The sequence below is a fragment of the Mesorhizobium sp. C120A genome, assembly GCF_030323105.1.
Taxonomy (GTDB): domain Bacteria; phylum Pseudomonadota; class Alphaproteobacteria; order Rhizobiales; family Rhizobiaceae; genus Mesorhizobium.
Window position 1 is genome coordinate 5,467,541 of sequence record NZ_CP100476.1, and the last position, 21,526, is coordinate 5,489,066.

Here is a 21,526-nt window from a genome sequence, read left to right on the forward strand (position 1 = left end):
ACCCGGCCCTAGCGGCCGGGTCTTATCTCCATTTTCCAGAAGGACCATTGGATGACGGAAGCGACTGAACCGCAGGCAGTTGGCACGCCAAAGGATGCGCGGCCGATAAAGCTTGCTTGCCGCAATGTCTGGAAACTGTTCGGATCGAACGCGGCCAGCTTCATCCGCGAGCGTGACGGCAAGGCCAGCATGGCCGATGTCGCTGCCGCAGGACTGGTGGGTGCGGTGCGCGCCGTCGATCTCGAAATACGCCAGGGCGAGATCTTCATCATCATGGGGCTATCCGGCTCCGGCAAGTCGACGCTGGTGCGCTGCATGTCGCGGCTGGTCGAGCCGACCCACGGCAAGGTCGAATTCGAAGGCAACGACCTGCTCAAGATTTCCGATGCGGCGCTGATCGAACTGCGGCGTCATCGCATGGGTATGGTGTTCCAGAATTTTGCGCTGCTGCCGCATCTTAACGTGCTCGACAACATTGCCTTTCCCCTGAGCATCCAGGGCCAGGACCGACCGACGCGCGAAACGAGAGCGCGGGAGGTGATCGATCTCGTGGGCTTACGCGGCCGCGAGCATTTCTATCCGCGCGAACTCTCCGGCGGCCAGCAGCAGCGCGTCGGCATTGCCCGCAGCCTCGCGACCAAGCCGGAGATCTGGTTCCTCGACGAGCCGTTCTCGGCGCTCGACCCGCTGATCCGCCGCGAGATGCAGGACGAACTGATGCGGCTGCAGACCATGCTGCACAAGACCATCGTTTTCATCACCCATGATTTCGACGAGGCGATCAGGCTGGCCGACCGCATCGCCATCATGAAGGACGGCGAGGTCATCCAGATCGGCACACCGGAGCAACTGGTGGTCAATCCGGCGACCGACTATGTCGCCGAATTCACCCGGGATGTCGACCGCGCCAAGGTGATTTCGGCGCGCAGCCTGATGCGTGCCCTGGATGGCTCCGAGCATGGCGGCACGGTTTCGCCCGACGCCAGGATCGCCAGCTTCTCGGCCAGCATCGTCGCTTCGGGAAAACCGTTCGCGGTGGTCAACGGCAGCGGCAAGTCGATCGGCGAGGTGACGCCGCAAGCCGTGATCGGACTGCTGGCCGGCATCGACAAGCAAAGAGCCGGCGCATGACGGTGACTGCAAGCGCCAGCCAAACGAGGCCACCGGTTCAGCGCTGGCTGCTGATCTGGGCGCTGGCGCTGGCCGCCGTGCTGGTGGTATTCCTGCTGCAGGAGAGGCTGCCATGGGCGGTCGACTATCCGGCCGATGCGGTCGTTCCCGTCGCCGACTGGGTCAGTGCGCTGATGCGCTGGATCAAGTCGAACTTGTCCTGGCTGACCCGCTCGATCACCGCGGTGCTCGGCGTTCCCCTCGATTTCGCGCTCGACCTGCTGGCCAAGAATTTCAAGATTGGTCACGGTGCCGATGCCTATGTCCTGCCGCGCCTGTCCTGGATCGGCGTCTGCGTAGCCGCCTTCATCGCCGGGCACGCCGTGGGCGGTAGAAAACTCGGCATGCTGGTCGGCGGCTGCTTCCTCTACACCGCGCTGTTCGGCCAGTGGACCAGCGCCATGCTGACACTGGCACTGATTTCCATCGCGGTGCCGTTCTGCATCGTCACCGGCCTGTTCGCCGGCATCTGGGCGTGGCGCAAGCCATGGGCCGAGCGGCTGATCATCTCCCCTGCCCTCGATTTGATGCAGACCATCCCGACCTTCGCCTATCTCATCCCGATGCTGCTCCTGTTCGGCAACAGCCCGGTCTCGGCGATGATCGCCACCGCCATCTTCGCCACGCCGCCCATGGTGCGGGCAACGATGCTGGGTCTGTCGCGGGTGCCCTCCGAGATCGACGATTTCTCAGAGATGGCCGGCTGCACGGCGCGGCAGAAATTGTGGCGCGTGCAGCTGCCGTCGGCGCGGCCGACACTGATGATCGGCGTCAACCAGGTGATCATGCTGGCGCTGAACATGGTGATCATCGCCTCGATGATCGGCGCCGGCGGCCTCGGCTATGATGTGCTGCTGGCGCTGCGTGCGCTGAAGGTCGGCGAAGCGATGGAAGCCGGGCTCGCCATTGTGGCGCTCGCAATCGCGCTCGACCGGCTGAGCCAGGCGATCGCGCATAAGCAGGCAAAAGGCCACGTTCAACGGCAGGCGAACCAGAGCGTTTGGCGGCGCTATCCCAATCTGTCGCTGGCCATCGCCATCCTGGTCGTGACGACGCTGCTCGGCCTGTTCGTACCGGCCTTCGCGGCGGTGCCGAAGGAGATCACCTTCACCACCGCGCCACTGTGGAAGGCGGCGGTGAGCTGGGTGACGATCAACTTCTTCGACGTGATCGAAGCGTTTCGCGTGGCGCTCATCCTCAATGTACTGAACCCGCTGCGCGCCTTCTGCGAAGGCTTTCCGTGGCTCGGCGCGGTGGCCCTGCTCGGCCTCGCCGGCTATCAGCTCAGTGGCCTGCGTTTGGCCGCCCTTGTCGCGGCGCTGACCGCCTTCTGCGCCGTCACCGGCCTTTGGGAAAAGACTATGGCCACAGTCTATCTCTGCGGCATCTCGGCCTTCATCGCCTGCCTGATCGGCATTCCGATCGGTCTCGCGGCCGCCCGCAGCGACCGCTTCGAAAAGATCGTCACGCCCATCATCGACACGCTGCAGGTGCTGCCGTCCTTCTGCTTCATCATTCCCGTGGTGATGCTGTTCCGGGTCGGCGACGTCACCGCCATGATCGCAACGGTCGCGTTCGCCGTGGTGCCAGCGATCCGCTACACCGATCACGGCATCCGGCAAGTGCCGCCGGCGCTGATCGAGGCGGCGAAGGTTTCCGGCTGCACGCCGCGCCAGACCTTCTTTCGCGTGCAATTGCCGCTGGCGCTTCCCGAAATCATGCTGGGCGTCAACCAGACGATCCTGATGGCGCTGGCGATGATCATCATCTGCGCCATGGTCGGCACACGCGACCTCGGCCAGGAAGTCTTCATCGCGCTGTCCAAGGCCGATTCCGGACGCGGCATTGTCGCGGGTCTCGCCATCGCTTTCATCGGCATCGTCGCAGACCGGCTGTTCAATGCCTGGACGGCGAAGGCGCGGGCAAGACTAGGATAATTGTTGAATGTCCAATCCCGGCGAACCGCCTTTTGCCGTACTCGTCTTCGACATGGCCAAGACCGGCGAGCCGGACGGGGAGCACGTAGTTTCGGGGTTTGAGACGCTGGAGGCGGCGACGTCCTACGCCATTGCGCGGGTTCGCGCCTCGGTGGAGGAGTTGCGCAAGCCCGGCATCGCCACTGCTGAGCTTCGCCAGCTCTGGCACCTCTATGGCGAAGACTGTTCGGTGCTGAACGCCGGAGTGCGCGGCAGCGATCTACTCGACGATTTCATTGCGACGCCGTCGATGCCGGCCGAATGCAACTGGCAAGTTCTCGCGCCCAGGCTGCGCCGCTTCCGCGCCTCGCTGCTGATCTCCAACGGCAACAACGAATCCGTCTGGGCCGGCGGCTTCTTTCGCTCGACCTTCAGGCTGTCGCGAGACGGTCTGCTCGAGCGCTTTGGCGACGACGCCATTGCCGCCTTCAAGGCCAAGGGGATCGAGCCGGCGGAGCCGACGAAGCTCATGGTCGCCAATTACTTCGAGCTTCCCGACCCGCCCTACCCGCCGCCAGGCGTGACGCTGCGATCCTGGAAGGTCGAGGTCGGTTTCGTCTGCCATGACGTGAAGTTCGGCGGCGACGCCGCCGGAATCTTCGCCTGGCCGCAAGAGCCCACCGACTGGGCGCTCAGAACCATGCAGTTCCTGCTGATGGCCGACATGATGGCCATGCGCGGCGATGGCCCCGACTGGGCCAACGACTGCGAGATACTAACCGCCAAGGTGACCGAGACGGAGGCGCCTCCCGACTATCCGCTGGATTGAAGTGATGATCATCACCTGCCCCGTGGCCGGCACACGCGATCTCGGCCAGAAAGTGTTCATCGCACTGTCCAAAGTCGCGGCATTGTCGCGGGCTGGCAACAACCTGCCATCGACATCATCGCGGTCGGTCTTCGACCCCTGAGCCGCGAAAGCTCAAGCACGGCTCGGATAGACGGTTTCGCCTCTTCTGGAGTTCGCCTCTTCTGGAAATGGCAGGCCGCGCTCCAGCTCTTGACTTTGACGCATTTTCGCGCGGAAAGCTGCTTCATCCTCGACCAGCCTGAGCTTGCTGCCGAATGCCCGATCAGCGCGAACCGCCTTTTACTGTCGTCGTCTTCGACATGGCCAAGACCGGCGAGCATGTGGTTTCGGGGTTTGAGACGTTGGATGCGGCTACGTCCTACGCGATTGCTCGGGTTCGCGCCTCGGTGGAAGAGCTGCGCAAGCCTGGCATCGCAGCAGCCGAGCTCCGGCGGCACTGGCATATCCATGGTGAGGATTGCACGGTGCTGAACGCCAATGTGCGCGGCAGCGATCTGCTTGACGATTTCATCGCGACGCCGGGGACACCGGCCGAATGCGACTGGCGGGCGCTGGCGCCACGACTGCGCCGTTTCTACGCCGCTGTGAACGTCTTCAACAACGATGGCAAATCTATCCGGGTCAGCGGCTTTTTCCGCGCGACCTACCGGTTATGGCACGCTGGCCTGCTCGCACGATTTGGCGACGACGCCATCGCCTCCTTCAAAGCCAAAGGCATCACGCCGGCAGTGCCGACGAGAGTCTCGGTCGACCATCACTTCGAGCAGCCCGATCCGCCGCGCCCGCCGCTCAGCGATATCAGGCCGTTGCTGTCGTGGAAGGTCGAGATCGATTTCGGATGCACCGATGTGAGGTTCGGCGCCAAAACCGACGGCGTCTTCGCCTGGCCCGAGGAGCCGACCGGCCGGGCACTCAACGACATGACACATCTGCTGATGGCTGACAGGCTGTCCATGTACGGCACCGGCCCGGAGGGCGCCTATTATAGCGAATTGGTCTGGGTCAAGGTGACGGAGACCGATGCGGCTCCCGACTACCCTCTGAATTGAAACTGGGCCGGTGCCGGCGCATTGTTTTGCATCCCGCCGACCTATTCCGCCGCCACGCCCTTCACCTGGAGATAGCTTTCCATCGAGTCGTCCAGCGCCTGCAGCCAGGGCGTATGGTGCGATGGCGCCATGGTGCCGGTCATCAGCGAGCGGTAGGCGTGGTCGCGGAAGCTCATAATGTCTTCCGCCTTGTGGTGCTCCCACTCCATGAAGGTCTGGTTGACCGCCTCGACGTCGAAGCCGGGATAGTCGGTCTGGTCCATCAATTCCTTGGTGTAGTCGCCCTGGAACCAGATCATCTGCTCGGCGTCTTCCAGCGTCTCTTCGCGTGCCCGCCACTTGGCGCCGTGCTCGGCCATCGCCTGTACCGACGGCAGCTTGATGCGGCCCATGATGACGTCACGGGCGAACCAGGCCTGGGCGTCGAACATGTTGAAAGTGTAGAACTGGTCCTGCATGCCGATATAGGACAGTTTCGGGTTCTTCTCCCACACGACGCCCTCATAGAGCCCGTCCGGCCACATGCGGTTGGCGGTCTTCAGCTTCAGCTCTTCCGTGAGGAACGGGAAGGAATGCAGATAGCCGGTGCACAGGATGATGGCGTCGACGTCCTTGGTGGTGCCATCCTTGAAGTGCGCCGTCTTGCCGACGACCTTCTGCAGCAGCGGCACTTCCTTCCAGTTCTCCGGCCATTTGAACCCCATCGGCTTGGAGCGGTAGCTGGAGGTGATAGATCTGGCGCCGTATTTGTAGCATTGCGAGCCGATGTCCTCGGCAGAATAGGAGCGGCCGATGATCAGTATGTCCTTGCCCTTGAACTCCATGGCGTCGCGAAAATCATGGCTGTGCAGGATGCGGCCGTTGAATGTCGAAAAGCCTTCGAAATAGGGAACGTTGGGAACGGAAAAATGCCCTGAGGCGACGACGACATTGTCGAACTCCTCGGAGTAGGTGACGTCGTTGGTGCGGTCATGCGCGGTGACGGTGAATTTCCTCGTCTCGTCGGAGAAAGTCACCATGCGCACCGGGCTGTTGAAGCGTACCCATTCGCGCAGGCCTGATTTCTCGACGCGACCCTTGATGTAATCCCACAGCACCGCGCGCGGCGGGTAGGATCCGATCGGGCGGCCGAAATGCTCCTCGAACGTGTAGTCGGCGAATTCCAGGCACTCCTTCGGTCCGTTCGACCAGAGGTAGCGGTACATCGAGCCGTGGACGGGATCGCCGTGCTCGTCGAGGCCGGTGCGCCAGGTGTAGTTCCACAGGCCGCCCCAGTCCGACTGCTTTTCGAAGCAGACGATTTCGGGTATCTCGGCGCCCTTGTCGGCAGCCGACTTGAAGGCCCTGAGCTGGGCCAGACCGGATGGCCCCGCTCCAATGACGGCAACGCGCGTTTTCATGGCAGGCCTCCCGGTGTCATTCGATTTTTGGAATTGCTCTTACGAAACAAATTTCACTCACAGGACAGTAATTGCCTCTTGGATGCTGTCAACAGGCCTTGTGGAGAAACCGCGTTTCGCCCCAGCGGATTTCCGGAAACGGATGACGGCGTAAATCCTGTTCGGACACCATTCGACTTAAGGGGCTTGCTGCGCGGTTGCGTTTCTGTATCGGCACCGAATATGTTCACCTGGAGTGAAATAATCATGGGGATTCGGAGGCGAGATGGCGAAGACAAGTTCCGATTCCAAGACTGCTTCGACAAGGGCAAAGCCACCGGCAAAGGCCTCCGTGGACGGAAAAACCATCCGCGCGCCGCTGACGCAGAATCCGCACGCCATTCGCGACACGCGCGAAAAAGTGCTGGAGGTGGCGATCGGGCGCGAGGTGCGCGCCTTCCGCAAGAAGCTCGGCATCACCGTCGCCGATCTCGCCGTCGCCACCGATATTTCGCTGGGCATGCTGTCGAAGATCGAGAACGGCATCACCTCGCCGTCGCTGACCACACTGCAGGCGCTGTCGAGGGCGCTCGGCGTTCCCGTCACCGCCTTCTTCCGCCGATTCGAGGAAGAGCGCAGCGCCGTCTTCGTCAAGGCCGGCGAAGGGCTAGATGTCGAACGCCGCGGCACCCGCGCCGGCCATCAATACAATCTGCTCGGCCATATCGGCTCCAACACCAGCGGCGTCGTCGTCGAGCCCTATCTGATTACGCTGACCGAGGATTCGGATGTGTTCCCGACCTTCCAGCATGAGGGCATGGAATTCCTCTATATGCTGGAGGGCGAGGTGGTGTACCGGCACGGCAGCAACCTCTATCCGATGAAGCCGGGCGACAGCCTGTTCTTCGACGCCGACGCGCCGCACGGGCCGGAGCAACTGACGAAACTTCCGATGCGGTATCTGTCGATTATTTGCTATCCGCAGAGCGCGGGGTAGGAGTTCGATCTTCCCTTGATCCTCTCGTGCGGAGATCAGTAGTTCCGCGACGGCCCCCCTTTGCAACATCGGCGATCGGCGAAAGCCGACGTGACATCCGATCTCCCCACTTGAGGGGGAGATGTCCGGCAGGACAGAGGGGGGCGAACCGCGATGACGCATAATCTGGTTTCCGCCAACAACCGCCGCAATGCCCGCAGGATGCGCAAGGTGATGACCGATGCCGAACTCAAGCTTTGGAACGAGATCAGGGCACACAGGCTGATGGGACTGAAGTTTCGGCGCCAGATGCCTATCGATGGCCATATCGTCGATTTTGCGTGCCCGGACAAAAAGCTGATCATCGAGCTTGATGGTTCCCAGCATGGCCAAGCCGAAACGTCGGAATCGGACGCCGCAAGAACCGCCAAGTTTGAAGCTCTGGGCTGGACGGTCCTGCGCTTCTGGAACGACGATGTCATTCGCGATATCGACAATGTCTGCCAGCATGTCGTGATTGTGGCTGGGCTGAGCGGCGCGCCGTGAGCTTCGCCGAAGCGCTGGGATGGACATTGGGCAAGGGCCGGCACTCTACGGCGCCCCCCTCTGCCCTGCCGGGCATCTCCCCCTCTTGGGGGGAGATCAGCAGCTTTGTGGGCATCTTTAGTCCGGCCCGAACCCCGGTGACGTCGCACTGCCATCATCCAGCTTCGACAGCCATTCCACCAATGTCGGCCGATACCGCGTCAGGCCCTTGTAGGTGGCCAGCTCTTCCGGCAAATCCCGGATCACCCGGTGCAGTCGTCTTGCCCATTTCGGCTGTGTCACCAGTTCGTCCATCTTGATGAGATAGCAGCGGATCGGGAAGACGATGCCGTTCGAGCGCGGCAGGCGCCAGAAGCTTTGCAGTTCGACGCGCAGATGCACCTTGTCGCCGACATTTTCGGGCGTCACCGTCGCGCGGTCCAGGCCCCATTTGTGGTAATTCTCCGGGCTGGTGTCGAGGCGCGGGTTGATGGTCATCGTCCAGTTGAGACGCCGCGCCGGCTTGCCCTGCTGGATGTTGGTGAGGAACTTCAGCGCCCTGACGAAAATCCCCTTCTCATGCGCCAGCGGCACCGGCGCGTGCCATTCGAAGAAATTCATGCCGATGTCGAAATCGAGCGACCAGTCGGCCTGAGTGGTGACCATGCCGGCGTCCATCCAAAGATTGCCGTCGCGCTGATCGAGAATGCAGAAATCACCCTGGCTCTGGCGGGTGATGTACTCCATCGGCCCGTAAGGCAGTGTCGAGGTGTCGCCGAAGGTGAAGGTGTCGTCGATGCCGAGCGGCCGGTTGATCCAGCGCCAGCGGTCGCCGTCGCGGGTCAGGGTGAAATGCTCGGGATAGCCAAGTGCCTGTTGCTCCATCAAAAGTTCGAGCAGGTCCCAGCCGGCCAGCGTCATATGCGGCAGCGACTGGCAGCGCAGCGGATCGTCGGCCAGCACCAGTGCACGGTCCTGCATCTCGGCGACATAGTGCTCGTCGACGTCGATCAGGTTTTCCAGAACGCTGCCCTTGGGGCCAACCACATGCGGCTCGATGTTGACCGCATACATGTAGGCGTCTTCGTGGAACGGGAACGGAAACCGCCTGATGTGTTCCGGGCTGTTCCTGAAGGTGAAATCGTCGCGAAACGTTTCCTTGCGAAAGGTGATGCCCAAGCTGGCCTCCTATCTTTCCAGGACCAGCGACTTGCCTTCGAAGCGCGACACGCACGGCATGATCTTGCAGCCGGAACGATGGTCTTCCTCGCTGAGCCAGTGGTCGTTGTGGATGAACTTGCCGTCATGCGAGACGACGTTGGTCTCGCACTGGCCGCAGACACCGCCGCGGCAGAGATAGGGCGGATCGACGCCGGCGGCCTCGATCGCTTCGAGCAGGCTCTGCTGCTCGCCGACGCGGATGGTCTTGCCGCTGACGGCAAGTGTGACGTCGAACGGCAGGCCGGGCTGGGGTGCCGCGAAATGCTCGTAGTGCACGGTCTCCGCCGGCCAGCCGAGAGCCGCAGCGCGCTCGCGCACCCAGTTGATCATGCCGGCCGGGCCGCAGACATAGAGATGGGTGCCGAGCGGCTGCGAGGACAAGAGACGGTCGAGTTCGATGCGCTCGTCGCGGTCGTCGTGATAGAGCCGGACGCGACGGCCATAGCGCTCCTGCAGCACATCGGCATAGGTGCCGAGCGAGGCGGTGCGGCAGGTGTAGTGCAGCTCGAAATTGCCGCCGGACCCGGCGAGCTGCGCGGTCTGCGCCATGAACGGCGTGATCCCGATGCCGCCGGCAAGCATCAGATGCTTCTTTGCCCTGAGGTCGAGCGAGAACAGATTGACGGGGTAGCTGACCACCATCTCCAGGCCAGGCTTGACGCTCCGGTGCATGAACAACGAGCCGCCGCGGCCGACATCGTCGCGGCGCACCGAGATGGTGTATTCGCGGGTGTCGAGCGGCGATCCCATCAGCGAATAGGGATTGAGCCTTGTGCGGTCGCCATCGCGCATCTCGACCACGACATGGGCGCCGCCGGAAAAGGTCGGCAAAAGCTCACCGTCACGGCGGCGGAAATGGAAGCGCGTCACCAGTTCGTTGACCGGGACGACGTCGCTGACGACGACATCGAGCTTGGTGGTGCCGGTGCTCATGGGAAGACCTCCTCTATGGGAGGGATCTCCGAGCGATCCTCGGCATTTATGCAGACGCCCTGGAATGCTGCCAGCCGTCGCGAATAATGATCGCGCACCAGAAGCAGCAGGCCGCAATGCGCGCAGGTGGCCGGCTGCGTCGTCACATTTTCGGTGATGCCTTTGCAATGCACGCACTGCATGCGCCGCGCCAATGAGCCGCGATGCTCGGTCTGCATGGAGGTATGATCGATGCCGGCTTCGAGCGCCACCTGCATGGCCTGGCCGATCAGCCCTTCGGTGCCGGCGAGATAGAGGCGCAGGCCCATATGCGCGTTGGCAAGCGTCTGCTTCAGCCGGGGCAGCAGGCTGGCGAAGGTTGGCGCGACATGAAATTGCGCGGACTTCAGTGCCTCAAGAGCGGCAACGTGCTTGCCGTCGGCCCCGGGAATGAAGACGATTTCGGCGCCGTCGAAGAAGCCGGGGGGCGCCGTCCTTGCCATATCGACGATCGCCAGCGCGCCTTCCGCATCCGCCACGAAAAGATGATGCTTGCCGGGCTGCGGGGACAGGGTTCCGTAAATGGGCCGGCTGATGATCGTTTTGGCTGCCATTCTCTACTTCGTACCTCGAAACCCCTCGCTGTCGATTGTGCCTCAGCCTTTCGCCGTGCGCTTGGTCTTTTTGGGATCGTCGAAGGGCAGAGGCTGCGCCGTCGCCCTGATCGAACCGCTCTTGTTGCGGATCTCGAGCCTGGTGTCCTTGACCGCGCAGTCGACGTCGAGGCGGGCGATGCCCATCGATTTCTCGACCAGCGGCGAATACATAGCGCAGGTCACCACGCCGACCTGTTTGCCGTCGTGATAGACCGGTGCGCCTTCGTCGGCCGGTTCCTTGCCGTCGAGCAGAACGCCGTAGATCTTGAAGCGCTCCTTGCCCTTGAGGCGGTAATGCTCTTCGGCGCCACGAAAGCCGGTCTTGCCGGGGCTGACGGTGAAGTCGAGGCCGAGCTCCCACAGCGTGTCGCCGGGGCCTTCGTTCTCGAACGGATATTTCTGCGAGTTGTCATAGGGATAGAACAGCAAATAACTCTCGACGCGCAGCATATCGAGCGTGGTGAAGCGGCAGGGAATGATGCCGGCGCTCTTGCCCTCGTCGAGAATCCTGTCCCAGATCGTGCCGGCGTCCTGACCGCGGCAGAATATCTCGTAGCCGCGCTCGCCGGTATAGCCGGTGCGCGAGATCATGACGGGAAAGCCGAACAGCTGCGTCTGCATATGATGGAAATAGTTGAGGTCGCGAATGCCAGGCACATGCTTTGAGAGATAGTCGACCGCGGTCGGCCCCTGCAGCGACAGATCGTGCAGATTGTCGTCGAAGCGCAGCGATACGTCGCGGCCGACGGAAGCGCGCTGCAATTCCTCATGGCCGGTGCCGGAGCCGTGCACCACCATCCAGGCGTTCGGCCCGGTGCGGTAGAGGATGCAGTCGTCGGTGAATTTGCCGGCCTCGTTCAGCATGCAGGCATAGGCCGACTTGCCGGGATAGATCTTCTCCACGTCGCGCGTCGTTGCCAGGTCGATGAGGTGTGAGGCGTGCGGCCCGGTGATGTGAACCTTCTTCAGGCCCGACACATCCATCAGCCCGGCCCTGGTGCGGATGGCGGTGTATTCCTCGTCGGCGTCCTTGTCGTAGGTCCAGGCGGTGCCCATGCCGCTCCAGTCTTCGAGCTTCGAGCCTAACGCGCGATGGCGATCCGCCAGGGTCGAAAATCTCCAGGATGCCGTCATCCGCAAATCCTCCGTTCGAAAATTCTATTGTGTTCCCGGCTCCCTGCGCGAGGCGGGAGCATTTGGTCGAATATTGATCGCAAACGTCCTGATGTCGCAATACCCGGAAGCAAATAATTTCATTGTCAGGCAAAATTCGCGACTGGGGACAAACGGTTAACCCAACGTAAAATCGGCTTGACAATTGCTGGATTCGGCCCGAATTTATGAAAAAAATTTCACTCTGTTGAAAGAGGGCAGCGGGCGGCCAATTCGGGGTCGGGCGCTGGAAAAGGGGAAACCGATGTCAGACCTGCAGCAGCGCATCGAAGCGCTGTACCGTTCCGACCTGCGCGGATCCGCGCTCCTGATCATCTGCCTTTGGGCGACGATCCTCTTCGTGCTTGTCATGACATGGCCCTACATCCCGGACACCGGGATCAAGATCGTCGTCGCTATCGCTGCCGCCGCCGTGCTGATCTTCAATACGGCCGCCATCCTGGCGATGGTCAATCACTACAAGGAAGACAAGGACTTCATCTACGGTCTCGACATCAAGAACGCCGACGCGGCCCGCAACCGCAAGTCCTGAAAACAGAACGTCCTGAGGGGTAGAAGTCATGTCGCGCTACACGCCGCCGGAACAAGGCAAGGCCGGGCAGATTTTCGATATCGTGGTCGTCGTGGTCGCCATTTTCGTGGCGCTGTGGCTGCCATTGAAACTCGGCCTGGCGGGTGCGGCGAAATCCATCGACGCGCTCGATGCCAAAACCTGGGAAGCGTTGGGACAGAACCCGACCATGGCCTCGATCTGGGAAAAGCTCGGCTATACGCCGGAGACCGCGCACGACATCATCCAGAACCGCTTCCACTACATCATCGACTGGCCGACGCTGATCATCATGGCGGCGGTGCTGATCGGCTATTTCGTCTTCCTGTTCCGCGCCTCCGACCGCGAATATCGCGACGTCATCAACGAAAAGTTCGACGACAAGTAACGCCAGAGATTTTGGGGAAGCACGCTCATGTGGGTCGCACTCTCTTACGCATCGTGGGGCATCTCGGTCGTGCTTGCGCTGTGGATGCTCTACGACTGGTTCAAGATCGACACGACCTATTCCGAGGAGGTGCTGACTTCCTCGCGCGAAGGCGAGCTTGAAGCCGCTTCCGAAAAACACCGGATCTGAGTGGGGATTGAACAATGACGATCACGCTTGAACCGGCAATACACGGCGACAGGGTTTCACTGCTACGCGTGCTCGGCCCGGCCCATGTCTGGGCGCTTGGCGTCGGCATCGTGCTGGTCGGCGAATTCACCGGCTGGAATTTCTCGGCCGACAAGGGCGGCGCACTGGCGGCGCTGATCGTCTGCTGGGTGGTCGGGCTCTTGTATACTTCGGTCGCCATGATCGACTCCGAGGTGACATCGACGGTTGCCGCCGCCGGCGGCCAATACGCGCAGGCCAAGCACATTGTCGGGCCGCTGATGGCCTTCAACGTCGCGCTGTTCCTGGTCTTTGCCTACACCATGCTGGAGGTTTCGGACGCCATCCTGCTCGGCGACACCATCGTCGCCAAGGCCGGCGTCGAAGGGCTCACCCACAACTCCTTCATTGCCGCCACCATCGTCGTGCTGGCATGGCTGAACTATCGCGGCGTGCTGATGACGCTCAACGTCAACTTCGTCATCACGGCGATAGCCTATGTCTCGATCGTTATCCTGTTCTTCTCGGTCAGCCCCTGGACGCAGGGTGCTGTGCTGAAGCTCAACGAACTGGTCACCCCCGGCAATGCGCTGCCCTATGGCTGGATCGGCGTCATCGCGGCCTTCCAGTTCGGCATCTGGTACTATCTCGGCATCGAAGGCACCACGCAGGCCGCCGAGGAAGTGCGCTCGCCGGCGCGTTCGCTGCCTTACGGCACCATGGCCGGCATGATCACGCTTTTGATCGCCGCCGCCATGACCTGGTATGTCTGCGCCTCGCTGATGCCCTGGGAGTACCTCGGTATCACCTATTATCCCTTGTGGGACGCCGGCAAGCTGACCGGCAGCCCGCTGCTGGAAAACCTGTTGTTCGTCGCCACGCTGCTCGCGGCACTGGCGTCGGCCAATGGCTGTATCAACGATGCGGCCCGCGCGTGGTTCTCGCTTGGACGCGACCGCTATCTGCCGACATGGTTCTCGGCCGTGCACCCGAAATACCGCACGCCCTATCGCTCGATCCTGTTCCTGTTGCCGATCGCGCTCGCCTTCGCCTTCATCGCCGACCTCAACCAGGCGATCACCTTCTCAATCCTGTCGGGCGTGCTGCAATACACCTTCATGAGCATAAACATCATGATGTTCCGCAAAAAGTGGCCGCTGGGCACGATCCGCCGCGGCTATACGCACCCGTTCCACCCGATCCCGGCGATCGTGCTGTTTTGCCTCTGCGTGGTGACCTTCTTTGCGATCTTCCTCGGCTACGGCACGCAGCTGATCGCCATGGTCGCCTTCTACTTCCTGATCTCGCTGTGGTTCCACTTCTACCGTTACCGCTATGTGCGCCGCGGCGACCAGTTCACCATGCCGTGGCCGAAGCCGCAGGGCTATTGACAGGAGAGGGCCTGCCGGTCTGGGCGGGCATGGCGTGACGAGGTGTCTGACGTGACGACAGCATTGCTGGCCGGGGCGGTCGCCGTGGCTCTCGTCCTGCACCTCGCCTGGCATACGCGCGCCAGCCGCAAAAAGGCCAAGGCTGATCTTGCAGCCGAGGCAGCCAGCATCCGGACCGTCATCACAGATGCCGTTGATGTCTCCGATGGCACAGCCGGCGTTGTCACCTGGGCCGGCACATGGAACGGACAGCGCGTGCAGCTGCGCACCATCGTCGACACGCTGGCAACGCGAAAGCTGCCGGCGCGATGGTTGAGTGTCACGATCACAGAGCCGGTTGCGGTGCCGGCGACCTTCGACATGATGATGCGGCCGGGCTCGCCGACGACCTTCTCCAATTTCGATCATCTTCAGCATACGCTGCCGAAGGCTCCGGGATTTCCGGCTGAAGCCGTGCTGCGAACCGACCTCAGGGCGGCGCGCTTTCCGCAGAACCTGATCGCCAGCCATCTCGACATCTTTGCCGAAGGCCGCGCCAAGGAACTCTTGATCACCCCGGACGGCGTGCGCATCGTCTGGCTGCTGGCCGAGGCCGAGCGGGCGCGCTACGGCGTGTTCCGGCAGGCCGCATTCGGCGGCGCAAGGCTGGATCCAACGCTGGTCGAGAGACTGCTGACCTCGGCCTCAGTGCTGCGCGATGCCATCAACCGACAGGAAAGGCAGGTCGCATGAGCGCACCCGCACCGACAAACCCGTATCTGGTGCTCGGCGCTGCCATCGTCTTACCGGCCAGCGGCCACGTCATTCTGGGCGTGCCCGTGCGCGGCCTGCAGTTCCTGTTCTTCATGGTGATCCTCGCCTGGGTGACGGCCAAGATCGCGCCGGCCGATGCCAGCTTCGTCGGCCGCCACGCCGGCGGCTTCCTGATCTATGCGCTGTCGATCCTCGATGCCTACAGAATAGCCCGCATCCGCACCGCCACATGGATTCACAGCGCCCGCGACGGCGGCGATAGTTCACAAGGCCGCATCGAGCCGGATACGTAACTACAGGAATATTTTTTTCATACGATTGAATTCGCACGACGCATTCGATACATCATCGTCTAGTGGTAACGTCGGGAGGCTGACATGTGTGGAATCGTCGGACTTTTTCTGAAAGACAAGTCGCTTGAGCCGCAGCTCGGCTCGATGCTGTCGCAGATGCTGATATCGCTCAGCGATCGCGGCCCCGACAGCGCCGGCATTGCCATCTATGGCGCGCCTTCCAGGAATGAAGCCAAGATCACCATCCAGTCCGCGAAGCCCGAGCGCGATTTCCGCGGCCTCGACGCCGAACTCGCGAAGGCCATCGGCGCGCCGGTGAGCATAGCGGTGAAGTCCACCCATGCAGTGTTGAGAACCGCGCCCGACAAGGTCGATGCCGCGCGCGAAGCGCTGCAGTCAATCCGCCCCGACGTGCGCATCATGGGCGCCGGCGAAGCGGTGGAAATCTACAAGGAAGTCGGTCTGCCGGAAGCGGTCGTCGACCGCTTCGACGTCCGCTCGATGACCGGCACGCATGGCATCGGCCATACCCGCATGGCGACGGAATCGGCCGTCACCACTATGGGCGCGCATCCGTTCTCGACCGGCGCCGACCAGTGCCTGGTGCACAATGGCTCGCTGTCCAACCACAACAATGTGCGGCGTGAGCTGGTGCGGGAGGGCATGAAATTCGAGACCGAGAACGACACCGAGGTCGCCGCCGCCTATCTCTCCTCGCAGATGGCGCATGGCAAGAACCTCGGCGAGGCGCTGGAAGGCACGCTGTCCGACCTCGACGGCTTCTTCACCTTCGTCGTCGGCACCAAGAACGGTTTCGGCGTGGTGCGCGATCCGATCGCCTGCAAGCCCGCCGTCATGGCCGAGACCGACCAGTATGTCGCCTTTGGCTCGGAATATCGGGCGCTGACCAAGCTGCCCGGCATAGACAATGCGAGGGTCTGGGAGCCGGAACCCGCAACCGTCTATTTCTGGGAGCATTGAGCCCATGCCGGCAACCAAACTTTCGAAGGCGGCGCAAGACCAGGCGTCCCGGGTCTTCGATCTTGATGTGTCGTCGCTGCGCGAGCTCAACCAGGCGCTTCACAATCTGACGCCCGGCTCCAACGAAACGGCGTGGGAAGTGCTGCACCCGAAGGGCAGCCATTCGGTTGCGGTCGGCGTCGACCAGCCTGTCAGCATCGATGTGCGCGGCAGCGTCGGCTACTACTGCGCCGGGATGAATGACGGCGCTGCCATCACCGTGCACGGCTCGGCCGGACCTGGCGTCGGCGAAAACATGATGTCGGGCTCGATCGTCATCAAGGGCGACGCCAGCCAGTATGCCGGCGCCACCGGCAAGGGCGGGCTGCTCGTCATCGAGGGCAACGCCTCGTCGCGCTGCGGCATCTCGATGAAGGGCATCGACATCGTCGTGCACGGCAATATCGGCCACATGTCGGCCTTCATGGCGCAGTCCGGCAATCTGGTGGTGCTGGGCGATGCCGGCGACGCACTTGGCGATTCCATCTACGAAGCGCGGCTGTTCGTGCGCGGCAAGGTCGAAAGCCTGGGCGCCGACTGCATCGCCAAGGAGATGCGGCCCGAGCATATCGAACTGCTGCAGGGACTGCTCGACCGCGCCGGCGTCACCGGCGTCAAGCCGTCGGAATTCAAGCGCTACGGCTCGGCGCGCACGCTCTACAATTTCAATATCGACAACGCCGACGCGTATTGAGGCAGCATGACCTACAAGAACCCGCCGACGACGCCGCGCAAATCCGCGACCTTCGACGACTACACGCTTTCCGAAATCCGCCGCGCCGCGGCGACCGGCATCTATGACATCAGGGGCGCCGGGGCCAAGCGCAAGCTGCCGCATTTCGACGACCTTTTGTTCCTCGGCGCCTCGATCTCGCGCTATCCGCTGGAAGGCTATCGCGAGCGGTGCGACACGTCGGTCGTGCTGGGCTCGCGCTATGCCAAGAAGCCGATCGAGCTGAAAATCCCGATCACCGTTGCCGGCATGAGCTTCGGGTCGCTGTCCGGCCCGGCCAAGGAAGCGCTCGGCCGTGGCGCTACGCTCTCAGGCACGTCGACCACCACGGGCGACGGCGGCATGACCGAGGAAGAGCGCGGCCATTCCAAGCAACTGGTCTACCAGTACCTGCCGTCACGCTACGGCATGAACCCCAGGGATTTGCGCCGTGCCGACGCCATCGAAGTCGTTGTCGGCCAGGGCGCCAAGCCCGGCGGCGGCGGCATGCTGTTGGGACAAAAGATTTCCGACCGCGTCGCCGAAATGCGCACGCTGCCGAAGGGCATCGACCAGCGCTCGGCCTCACGCCATCCCGACTGGACCGGGCCGGACGATCTCGAGATCAAGATCCTCGAGCTGCGCGAGATCACCGACTGGGAAAAGCCGATCTACGTCAAGGTCGGCGGCGCCCGCCCCTATTACGACACAGCACTTGCGGTGAAGGCCGGCGCCGATGTCGTCGTCGTCGACGGCATGCAGGGCGGCACGGCGGCCACCCAGGAAGTATTCATCGAAAATGTCGGCCAGCCGACGCTTGCCTGCATCAGGCCGGCGGTGCAGGCGCTGCAGGATCTCGGCATGCACCGTAAGGTGCAGCTGATCGTCTCCGGAGGCATTCGCAACGGCGCCGACGTCGCCAAGGCGCTGGCGCTCGGCGTGGACGCGGTGTCGATCGGCACGGCAGCGCTGGTCGCACTCGGCGACAATGATCCGCGCTGGGAAGCGGAGTACAATGCACTCGGCACCACCGCCGGCGCCTATGACGACTGGCACGAGGGCCGCGACCCCGCGGGCATCACCACGCAGGACCCCGAACTGATGAAGCGGGTTGATCCGGTCGCCGCGGGACGGCGGCTGGCGAACTACCTCAAGGTGATGACGCTGGAGGCGCAGACCATTGCGCGTGCCTGCGGCAAGAACAGCCTGCACAATCTCGAGCCCGAGGATCTCGTAGCCCTCACCATCGAAGCCGCCGCCATGGCAGGCGTGCCGCTGGCCGGCACCAACTGGATACCGGGGAAAAACGGCTTCTAACAAAATCACATCAAAATAAGCGAGGAGCTATAATGGGGAACGATCTCGCCGCATTCGCCAAAGAGAACGGCGTCAAATATTTCATGATTTCCTACACCGACCTGTTCGGCGGCCAGCGCGCCAAGCTGGTGCCGGCGCAGGCGATCGCCGACATGCAGAAGGACGGCGCCGGCTTCGCCGGTTTCGCCACTTGGCTCGACCTGACGCCGGCGCATCCTGATATGCTGGCGGTGCCGGATCCGGATTCGGTGATCCAGCTGCCGTGGAAGCGCGATGTCGCCTGGGTCGCCGCCAACTGCATCATGGACGACAAGGAAGTCGAGCAGGCGCCACGCAACACGCTGCGCCGGCTGATCGCGGAAGCCGCCACTGACGGCATGCATGTCAAGACCGGCGTCGAGGCTGAGTTCTTCCTGATCTCGCCGGACGGCAGCGTCATCTCCGACAAATACGACACGGCTTCAAAACCCTGCTACGACCAGCAAGCAGTGATGCGCCGCTACGATGTCATCGCCGAGATCTGCGACCACATGCTGGCGCTGGGCTGGAGCCCCTACCAGAACGACCATGAGGACGCCAACGGCCAGTTCGAGATGAACTGGGCCTTCGACGATGTGCTCGCCACCGCCGACAAGCACTCCTTCTTCAAGTTCATGGTCAAGTCGGTGGCCGAGAAACACGGCCTGCGCGCGACCTTCATGCCAAAGCCCTTCCAGGGCCTGACCGGCAATGGCTGCCACGCCCATATTTCGGTGTGGGACAAGGCCGGCAAGGTCAACGTCTTTGCCGATAATGCGATGGAGCTCGGCCTGTCGGCCAAGGGCAAGAATTTCCTCGGCGGCATCATGAAACATGCCTCGGCGCTGGCCGCCATCACCAACCCGACGGTGAACTCCTACAAACGCATCAACGCGCCGCGCACCATTTCGGGCGCCACCTGGGCGCCGAACACGGTGACCTGGACCGGAAACAACCGCACCCACATGGTGCGCGTGCCCGGCCCCGGCCGCTTCGAGCTGCGGCTGCCGGATGGCGCCGCAAACCCTTATCTGCTGCAGGCCGTCATCATTGCCGCTGGTCTCGACGGCATCCGCTCCAAGGCCGATCCCGGCAAGCGCTACGACATCGACATGTACCAGAACGGCCACACGGTGAAAGGCGCGCCGAAGCTGCCGCTCAATCTGCTCGACGCGCTTCGCGAATACGACAAGGACAAATCGCTCAAGGCGGCGCTGGGTGAGGAATTCTCGTCGGCTTATCTAAAGCTGAAGCACCAGGAATGGAATTCCTATGCTTCGCACTTCACGCAATGGGAGCGCGACCACACGCTGGACATATAATCGTCCCAGCTGTGCGAGCGACCTCGGAATGACCTGATGAAATATTCGATCTTCTCGCTCGCCCGTGCTGCCCTTTCCGGCCACAAGAATTGGCAGCGCACCTGGCGCGATGCGGCGCCCAAGGACCACTACGATGTGGTGATCATCGGCGGCGGCGGCCATGGGCTCGCCACCGCCTGGTTCCTCGCCAGCGAGTTCGGCATCAGAAACGTCGCCGTGCTGGAAAAGGGCTGGATCGGCTCCGGCAATGCCGGCCGCAACACCACCATCATCCGTTCCAATTACGGCCTGCCCGGCAATACCGGCTTCTACGAGCTTTCGATGAAGCTTTGGGAGCGGATGGAGCAGGACCTCAACTATAACGCCATGGTCAGCCAGCGCGGCGTCCTCAACCTCTATCATTCCGACGCGCAGCGCGACGCTTATGCGCGGCGCGGCAACACCATGCGCATCAATGGCATCGATGCCGAACTGCTCGACCAGGCGGCGCTGAAGAAGATGCTGCCGTTCCTGAATTTCGACCATGCGCGCTTTCCCGTGCAGGGCGGCCTCCTGCAGCGCCGCGGCGGCACCGCGCGGCATGACGCGGTGGTCTGGGGCTATGCCCATGCGGCGAGCGAACTCGGCGTCGACATCATCCAGAACTGCGAGGTCACCGGCTTTGTCCGGGACGGCAACGGCAAGGTGACTGGCGTCGAGACGTCGCGTGGAAAAATTGGCGCCGGCAAGGTCGGCATGGCGGTCGCCGGGTCCTCCTCGCGCGTCGCCGCGATGGCGGGCCTGCGCCTGCCGATCGAAAGCCATGTGCTGCAGGCTTTCGTCTCGGAGGCGATCAAGCCGCTCATCCCCGGCGTCATGACCTTCGGCGCCGGGCATTTCTATGTCAGCCAGTCCGACAAGGGCGGGCTGGTCTTCGGCGGCGACATCGATGGCTACAATTCCTACGCCCAGCGCGGCAATTTGCCTGTCATGGAAGATGTCTGCGAAGGCGGCATGGCGCTGATCCCGATGATCGGCCGCGTGCGGCTTCTGCGCCAGTGGGGCGGCATCATGGACATGTCGATGGATGGCTCGCCGATCATCGACAAGACACCGGTCGACGGGCTCTACCTCAACGCCGGCTGGTGTTATGGCGGCTTCAAGGCGACGCCCGGTTCCGGCTTCGTCTTTGCCCATCTTCTGGCGCGTGACGAAACGCACAAGGAGGCGGCGCTGTTTCGGCTCGACCGCTTCCAGCGCGGCGCCATGATCGACGAAAAGGGCCAAGGCGCCCAACCGAACCTGCATTGAGGCGGCCGGAACAAGATGCGTATCACCTGTCCTTTCTGCGGCGAACGCGAACTCGGCGAGTTCAGCTATCTCGGCGATGCCAAGCCTGTACGGCCGGCGGCGGATGCCGGCGAAGATGCCGTCTACGACTATGTCTATCTGCGCGACAACATCGCCGGCGTGATGGCGGAGAACTGGTATCACGGCGGTGGCTGCCGGGCCTGGCTGAAGGTCACCCGCAACACGCTGACGCACGAGATTTCGGCGGTGGAACCGGCGGCGGGGGCTGGTGCGAGCCAGGTGGAGACATGAGCTATTCTGTCGAGACCACAGCCGTCGCGAAAAGCGCCAGCCCCCTACCTCCCCTTGTGGGGAGGTCGGACCGCAGGTCCGGGTGGGGGTCGGTGCCGCACCCCCACCCCGCTGCTGCGCAGCGAC

The 21,526-nt window shown here is 62.7% G+C and carries 24 protein-coding genes; 19 read left to right on the top strand and 5 right to left on the bottom strand.

Annotated elements, in window-relative coordinates:
• The first annotated feature begins 51 nt into the window (after positions 1–51).
• The 5 genes from NL532_RS26885 (at position 52) to NL532_RS26905 (ending at position 5,006) form a co-directional block, all read left to right on the top strand.
• A complete protein-coding gene (locus tag NL532_RS26885) occupies positions 52–1,131 on the top strand; it encodes a quaternary amine ABC transporter ATP-binding protein (RefSeq protein ID WP_023828015.1) in 1,080 nt (359 codons plus the stop codon).
• Positions 1,128–3,107 carry an ABC transporter permease gene (locus tag NL532_RS26890; RefSeq protein WP_023828014.1) on the top strand — a complete coding sequence of 660 codons (1,980 nt, stop codon included), beginning with the start codon at positions 1,128–1,130 and terminating at the stop codon, positions 3,105–3,107. Before NL532_RS26885 ends, NL532_RS26890 begins: the two co-directional genes overlap by 4 nt.
• A gap of 7 nt (positions 3,108–3,114) precedes the next feature.
• Positions 3,115–3,915, top strand: a complete 801-nt coding sequence (locus NL532_RS26895) for a hypothetical protein (protein ID WP_023828013.1) — start codon at positions 3,115–3,117, stop codon at positions 3,913–3,915.
• A gap of 4 nt (positions 3,916–3,919) precedes the next feature.
• A complete protein-coding gene (locus tag NL532_RS26900; protein ID WP_023696622.1) occupies positions 3,920–4,057 on the top strand; it encodes a hypothetical protein in 138 nt (45 codons plus the stop codon).
• Positions 4,058–4,211: 154 nt separating this feature from the next.
• Positions 4,212–5,006, top strand: a complete 795-nt coding sequence (locus NL532_RS26905) for a hypothetical protein (RefSeq protein WP_023687067.1) — start codon at positions 4,212–4,214, stop codon at positions 5,004–5,006.
• A gap of 41 nt (positions 5,007–5,047) precedes the next feature.
• Here NL532_RS26905 and NL532_RS26910 read toward each other — a convergent pair whose 3' ends face one another.
• Positions 5,048–6,406 (bottom strand): trimethylamine monooxygenase, encoded by a 1,359-nt coding sequence (locus NL532_RS26910; protein ID WP_023704844.1) that lies wholly within the window; start codon positions 6,404–6,406, stop codon positions 5,048–5,050.
• A 265-nt stretch (positions 6,407–6,671) separates the two neighbouring features.
• On the opposite strand from NL532_RS26910, the gene NL532_RS26915 reads away from it, so the two are divergent.
• Both NL532_RS26915 and NL532_RS26920 read left to right on the top strand, forming a co-directional pair.
• A complete protein-coding gene (locus NL532_RS26915; RefSeq protein WP_023687066.1) occupies positions 6,672–7,382 on the top strand; it encodes a helix-turn-helix domain-containing protein in 711 nt (236 codons plus the stop codon).
• A 153-nt stretch (positions 7,383–7,535) separates the two neighbouring features.
• Positions 7,536–7,907, top strand: coding sequence for an endonuclease domain-containing protein (locus NL532_RS26920; RefSeq protein ID WP_023701508.1), 372 nt, complete (start codon positions 7,536–7,538; stop codon positions 7,905–7,907).
• A gap of 117 nt (positions 7,908–8,024) precedes the next feature.
• Here NL532_RS26920 and NL532_RS26925 read toward each other — a convergent pair whose 3' ends face one another.
• Genes NL532_RS26925 through NL532_RS26940 form a run of 4 tightly spaced genes read right to left on the bottom strand, consistent with a single transcriptional unit; the run spans position 8,025 to position 11,809 of the window.
• Complete coding sequence (locus tag NL532_RS26925) at positions 8,025–9,065, bottom strand: heme-dependent oxidative N-demethylase family protein (protein WP_023828012.1); 1,041 nt, start codon at positions 9,063–9,065, stop codon at positions 8,025–8,027.
• Positions 9,066–9,074: 9 nt separating this feature from the next.
• The gene (locus NL532_RS26930; protein ID WP_023828011.1) at positions 9,075–10,040 is read right to left on the bottom strand and encodes a PDR/VanB family oxidoreductase; all 966 of its coding nucleotides are present in this window, start codon (positions 10,038–10,040) and stop codon (positions 9,075–9,077) included.
• Complete coding sequence (locus NL532_RS26935; protein WP_023668542.1) at positions 10,037–10,633, bottom strand: dimethylamine monooxygenase subunit DmmA family protein; 597 nt, start codon at positions 10,631–10,633, stop codon at positions 10,037–10,039. Before NL532_RS26935 ends, NL532_RS26930 begins: the two co-directional genes overlap by 4 nt.
• A gap of 42 nt (positions 10,634–10,675) precedes the next feature.
• Positions 10,676–11,809, bottom strand: a complete 1,134-nt coding sequence (locus NL532_RS26940) for an aminomethyl transferase family protein (protein WP_023825990.1) — start codon at positions 11,807–11,809, stop codon at positions 10,676–10,678.
• Positions 11,810–12,092: 283 nt separating this feature from the next.
• Here NL532_RS26940 and NL532_RS26945 point away from each other — a divergent pair, with 283 nt between their 5' ends.
• From NL532_RS26945 to NL532_RS27000, 12 genes are all read left to right on the top strand, one after another.
• Complete coding sequence (locus tag NL532_RS26945; protein ID WP_023668544.1) at positions 12,093–12,380, top strand: hypothetical protein; 288 nt, start codon at positions 12,093–12,095, stop codon at positions 12,378–12,380.
• 28 nt (positions 12,381–12,408) lie between these two features.
• Positions 12,409–12,786, top strand: a complete 378-nt coding sequence (locus NL532_RS26950; RefSeq protein WP_023668545.1) for a hypothetical protein — start codon at positions 12,409–12,411, stop codon at positions 12,784–12,786.
• Between the two features lie 27 nt (positions 12,787–12,813).
• Positions 12,814–12,975 (top strand): hypothetical protein, encoded by a 162-nt coding sequence (locus tag NL532_RS26955; protein ID WP_023668546.1) that lies wholly within the window; start codon positions 12,814–12,816, stop codon positions 12,973–12,975.
• Between the two features lie 14 nt (positions 12,976–12,989).
• Positions 12,990–14,384, top strand: a complete 1,395-nt coding sequence (locus NL532_RS26960; RefSeq protein WP_023668547.1) for an APC family permease — start codon at positions 12,990–12,992, stop codon at positions 14,382–14,384.
• A gap of 42 nt (positions 14,385–14,426) precedes the next feature.
• Positions 14,427–15,116 (top strand): hypothetical protein, encoded by a 690-nt coding sequence (locus tag NL532_RS26965; RefSeq protein WP_023754051.1) that lies wholly within the window; start codon positions 14,427–14,429, stop codon positions 15,114–15,116.
• Positions 15,113–15,430 (top strand): hypothetical protein, encoded by a 318-nt coding sequence (locus NL532_RS26970; RefSeq protein WP_023668549.1) that lies wholly within the window; start codon positions 15,113–15,115, stop codon positions 15,428–15,430. Before NL532_RS26965 ends, NL532_RS26970 begins: the two co-directional genes overlap by 4 nt.
• 84 nt (positions 15,431–15,514) lie before the next feature.
• Entirely contained in the window at positions 15,515–16,411 is an 897-nt protein-coding gene (locus NL532_RS26975; protein ID WP_023668550.1) for a class II glutamine amidotransferase, read from the top strand.
• 4 nt (positions 16,412–16,415) lie between these two features.
• Positions 16,416–17,144, top strand: coding sequence for a GltB/FmdC/FwdC-like GXGXG domain-containing protein (locus tag NL532_RS26980; RefSeq protein ID WP_023668551.1), 729 nt, complete (start codon positions 16,416–16,418; stop codon positions 17,142–17,144).
• A 6-nt stretch (positions 17,145–17,150) separates the two neighbouring features.
• The gene (locus NL532_RS26985; protein ID WP_023668552.1) at positions 17,151–18,479 is read left to right on the top strand and encodes an FMN-binding glutamate synthase family protein; all 1,329 of its coding nucleotides are present in this window, start codon (positions 17,151–17,153) and stop codon (positions 18,477–18,479) included.
• Between the two features lie 32 nt (positions 18,480–18,511).
• Positions 18,512–19,819 carry a type III glutamate--ammonia ligase gene (gene glnT, locus NL532_RS26990; RefSeq protein ID WP_023696631.1) on the top strand — a complete coding sequence of 436 codons (1,308 nt, stop codon included), beginning with the start codon at positions 18,512–18,514 and terminating at the stop codon, positions 19,817–19,819.
• Positions 19,820–19,855: 36 nt separating this feature from the next.
• Entirely contained in the window at positions 19,856–21,109 is a 1,254-nt protein-coding gene (locus tag NL532_RS26995; protein WP_023752573.1) for a sarcosine oxidase subunit beta family protein, read from the top strand.
• 15 nt (positions 21,110–21,124) lie between these two features.
• Positions 21,125–21,400 (top strand): sarcosine oxidase subunit delta, encoded by a 276-nt coding sequence (locus NL532_RS27000; protein ID WP_023684437.1) that lies wholly within the window; start codon positions 21,125–21,127, stop codon positions 21,398–21,400.
• The last annotated feature ends 126 nt before the right edge of the window (positions 21,401–21,526 follow it).

Coding starts and splice junctions, on each gene's coding strand:
- NL532_RS26890 (WP_023828014.1), top strand. CDS start 1,128: ATGACGGTGACTGCAAGCGCCAGCCAAACGAGGCCACCGGTTCAGCGC.
- NL532_RS26975 (WP_023668550.1), top strand. CDS start 15,515: ATGTGTGGAATCGTCGGACTTTTTCTGAAAGACAAGTCGCTTGAGCCG.
- NL532_RS26905 (WP_023687067.1), top strand. CDS start 4,212: ATGCCCGATCAGCGCGAACCGCCTTTTACTGTCGTCGTCTTCGACATG.
- NL532_RS26940 (WP_023825990.1), bottom strand. CDS start 11,809: ATGACGGCATCCTGGAGATTTTCGACCCTGGCGGATCGCCATCGCGCG.
- NL532_RS26985 (WP_023668552.1), top strand. CDS start 17,151: ATGACCTACAAGAACCCGCCGACGACGCCGCGCAAATCCGCGACCTTC.
- NL532_RS26895 (WP_023828013.1), top strand. CDS start 3,115: ATGTCCAATCCCGGCGAACCGCCTTTTGCCGTACTCGTCTTCGACATG.
- NL532_RS26915 (WP_023687066.1), top strand. CDS start 6,672: ATGGCGAAGACAAGTTCCGATTCCAAGACTGCTTCGACAAGGGCAAAG.
- NL532_RS26945 (WP_023668544.1), top strand. CDS start 12,093: ATGTCAGACCTGCAGCAGCGCATCGAAGCGCTGTACCGTTCCGACCTG.
- NL532_RS26900 (WP_023696622.1), top strand. CDS start 3,920: ATGATCATCACCTGCCCCGTGGCCGGCACACGCGATCTCGGCCAGAAA.
- NL532_RS26950 (WP_023668545.1), top strand. CDS start 12,409: ATGTCGCGCTACACGCCGCCGGAACAAGGCAAGGCCGGGCAGATTTTC.
- glnT (WP_023696631.1), top strand. CDS start 18,512: ATGGGGAACGATCTCGCCGCATTCGCCAAAGAGAACGGCGTCAAATAT.
- NL532_RS26910 (WP_023704844.1), bottom strand. CDS start 6,406: ATGAAAACGCGCGTTGCCGTCATTGGAGCGGGGCCATCCGGTCTGGCC.
- NL532_RS27000 (WP_023684437.1), top strand. CDS start 21,125: ATGCGTATCACCTGTCCTTTCTGCGGCGAACGCGAACTCGGCGAGTTC.
- NL532_RS26995 (WP_023752573.1), top strand. CDS start 19,856: ATGAAATATTCGATCTTCTCGCTCGCCCGTGCTGCCCTTTCCGGCCAC.
- NL532_RS26955 (WP_023668546.1), top strand. CDS start 12,814: ATGTGGGTCGCACTCTCTTACGCATCGTGGGGCATCTCGGTCGTGCTT.
- NL532_RS26935 (WP_023668542.1), bottom strand. CDS start 10,633: ATGGCAGCCAAAACGATCATCAGCCGGCCCATTTACGGAACCCTGTCC.
- NL532_RS26960 (WP_023668547.1), top strand. CDS start 12,990: ATGACGATCACGCTTGAACCGGCAATACACGGCGACAGGGTTTCACTG.
- NL532_RS26920 (WP_023701508.1), top strand. CDS start 7,536: ATGACGCATAATCTGGTTTCCGCCAACAACCGCCGCAATGCCCGCAGG.
- NL532_RS26930 (WP_023828011.1), bottom strand. CDS start 10,040: ATGAGCACCGGCACCACCAAGCTCGATGTCGTCGTCAGCGACGTCGTC.
- NL532_RS26980 (WP_023668551.1), top strand. CDS start 16,416: ATGCCGGCAACCAAACTTTCGAAGGCGGCGCAAGACCAGGCGTCCCGG.
- NL532_RS26885 (WP_023828015.1), top strand. CDS start 52: ATGACGGAAGCGACTGAACCGCAGGCAGTTGGCACGCCAAAGGATGCG.
- NL532_RS26970 (WP_023668549.1), top strand. CDS start 15,113: ATGAGCGCACCCGCACCGACAAACCCGTATCTGGTGCTCGGCGCTGCC.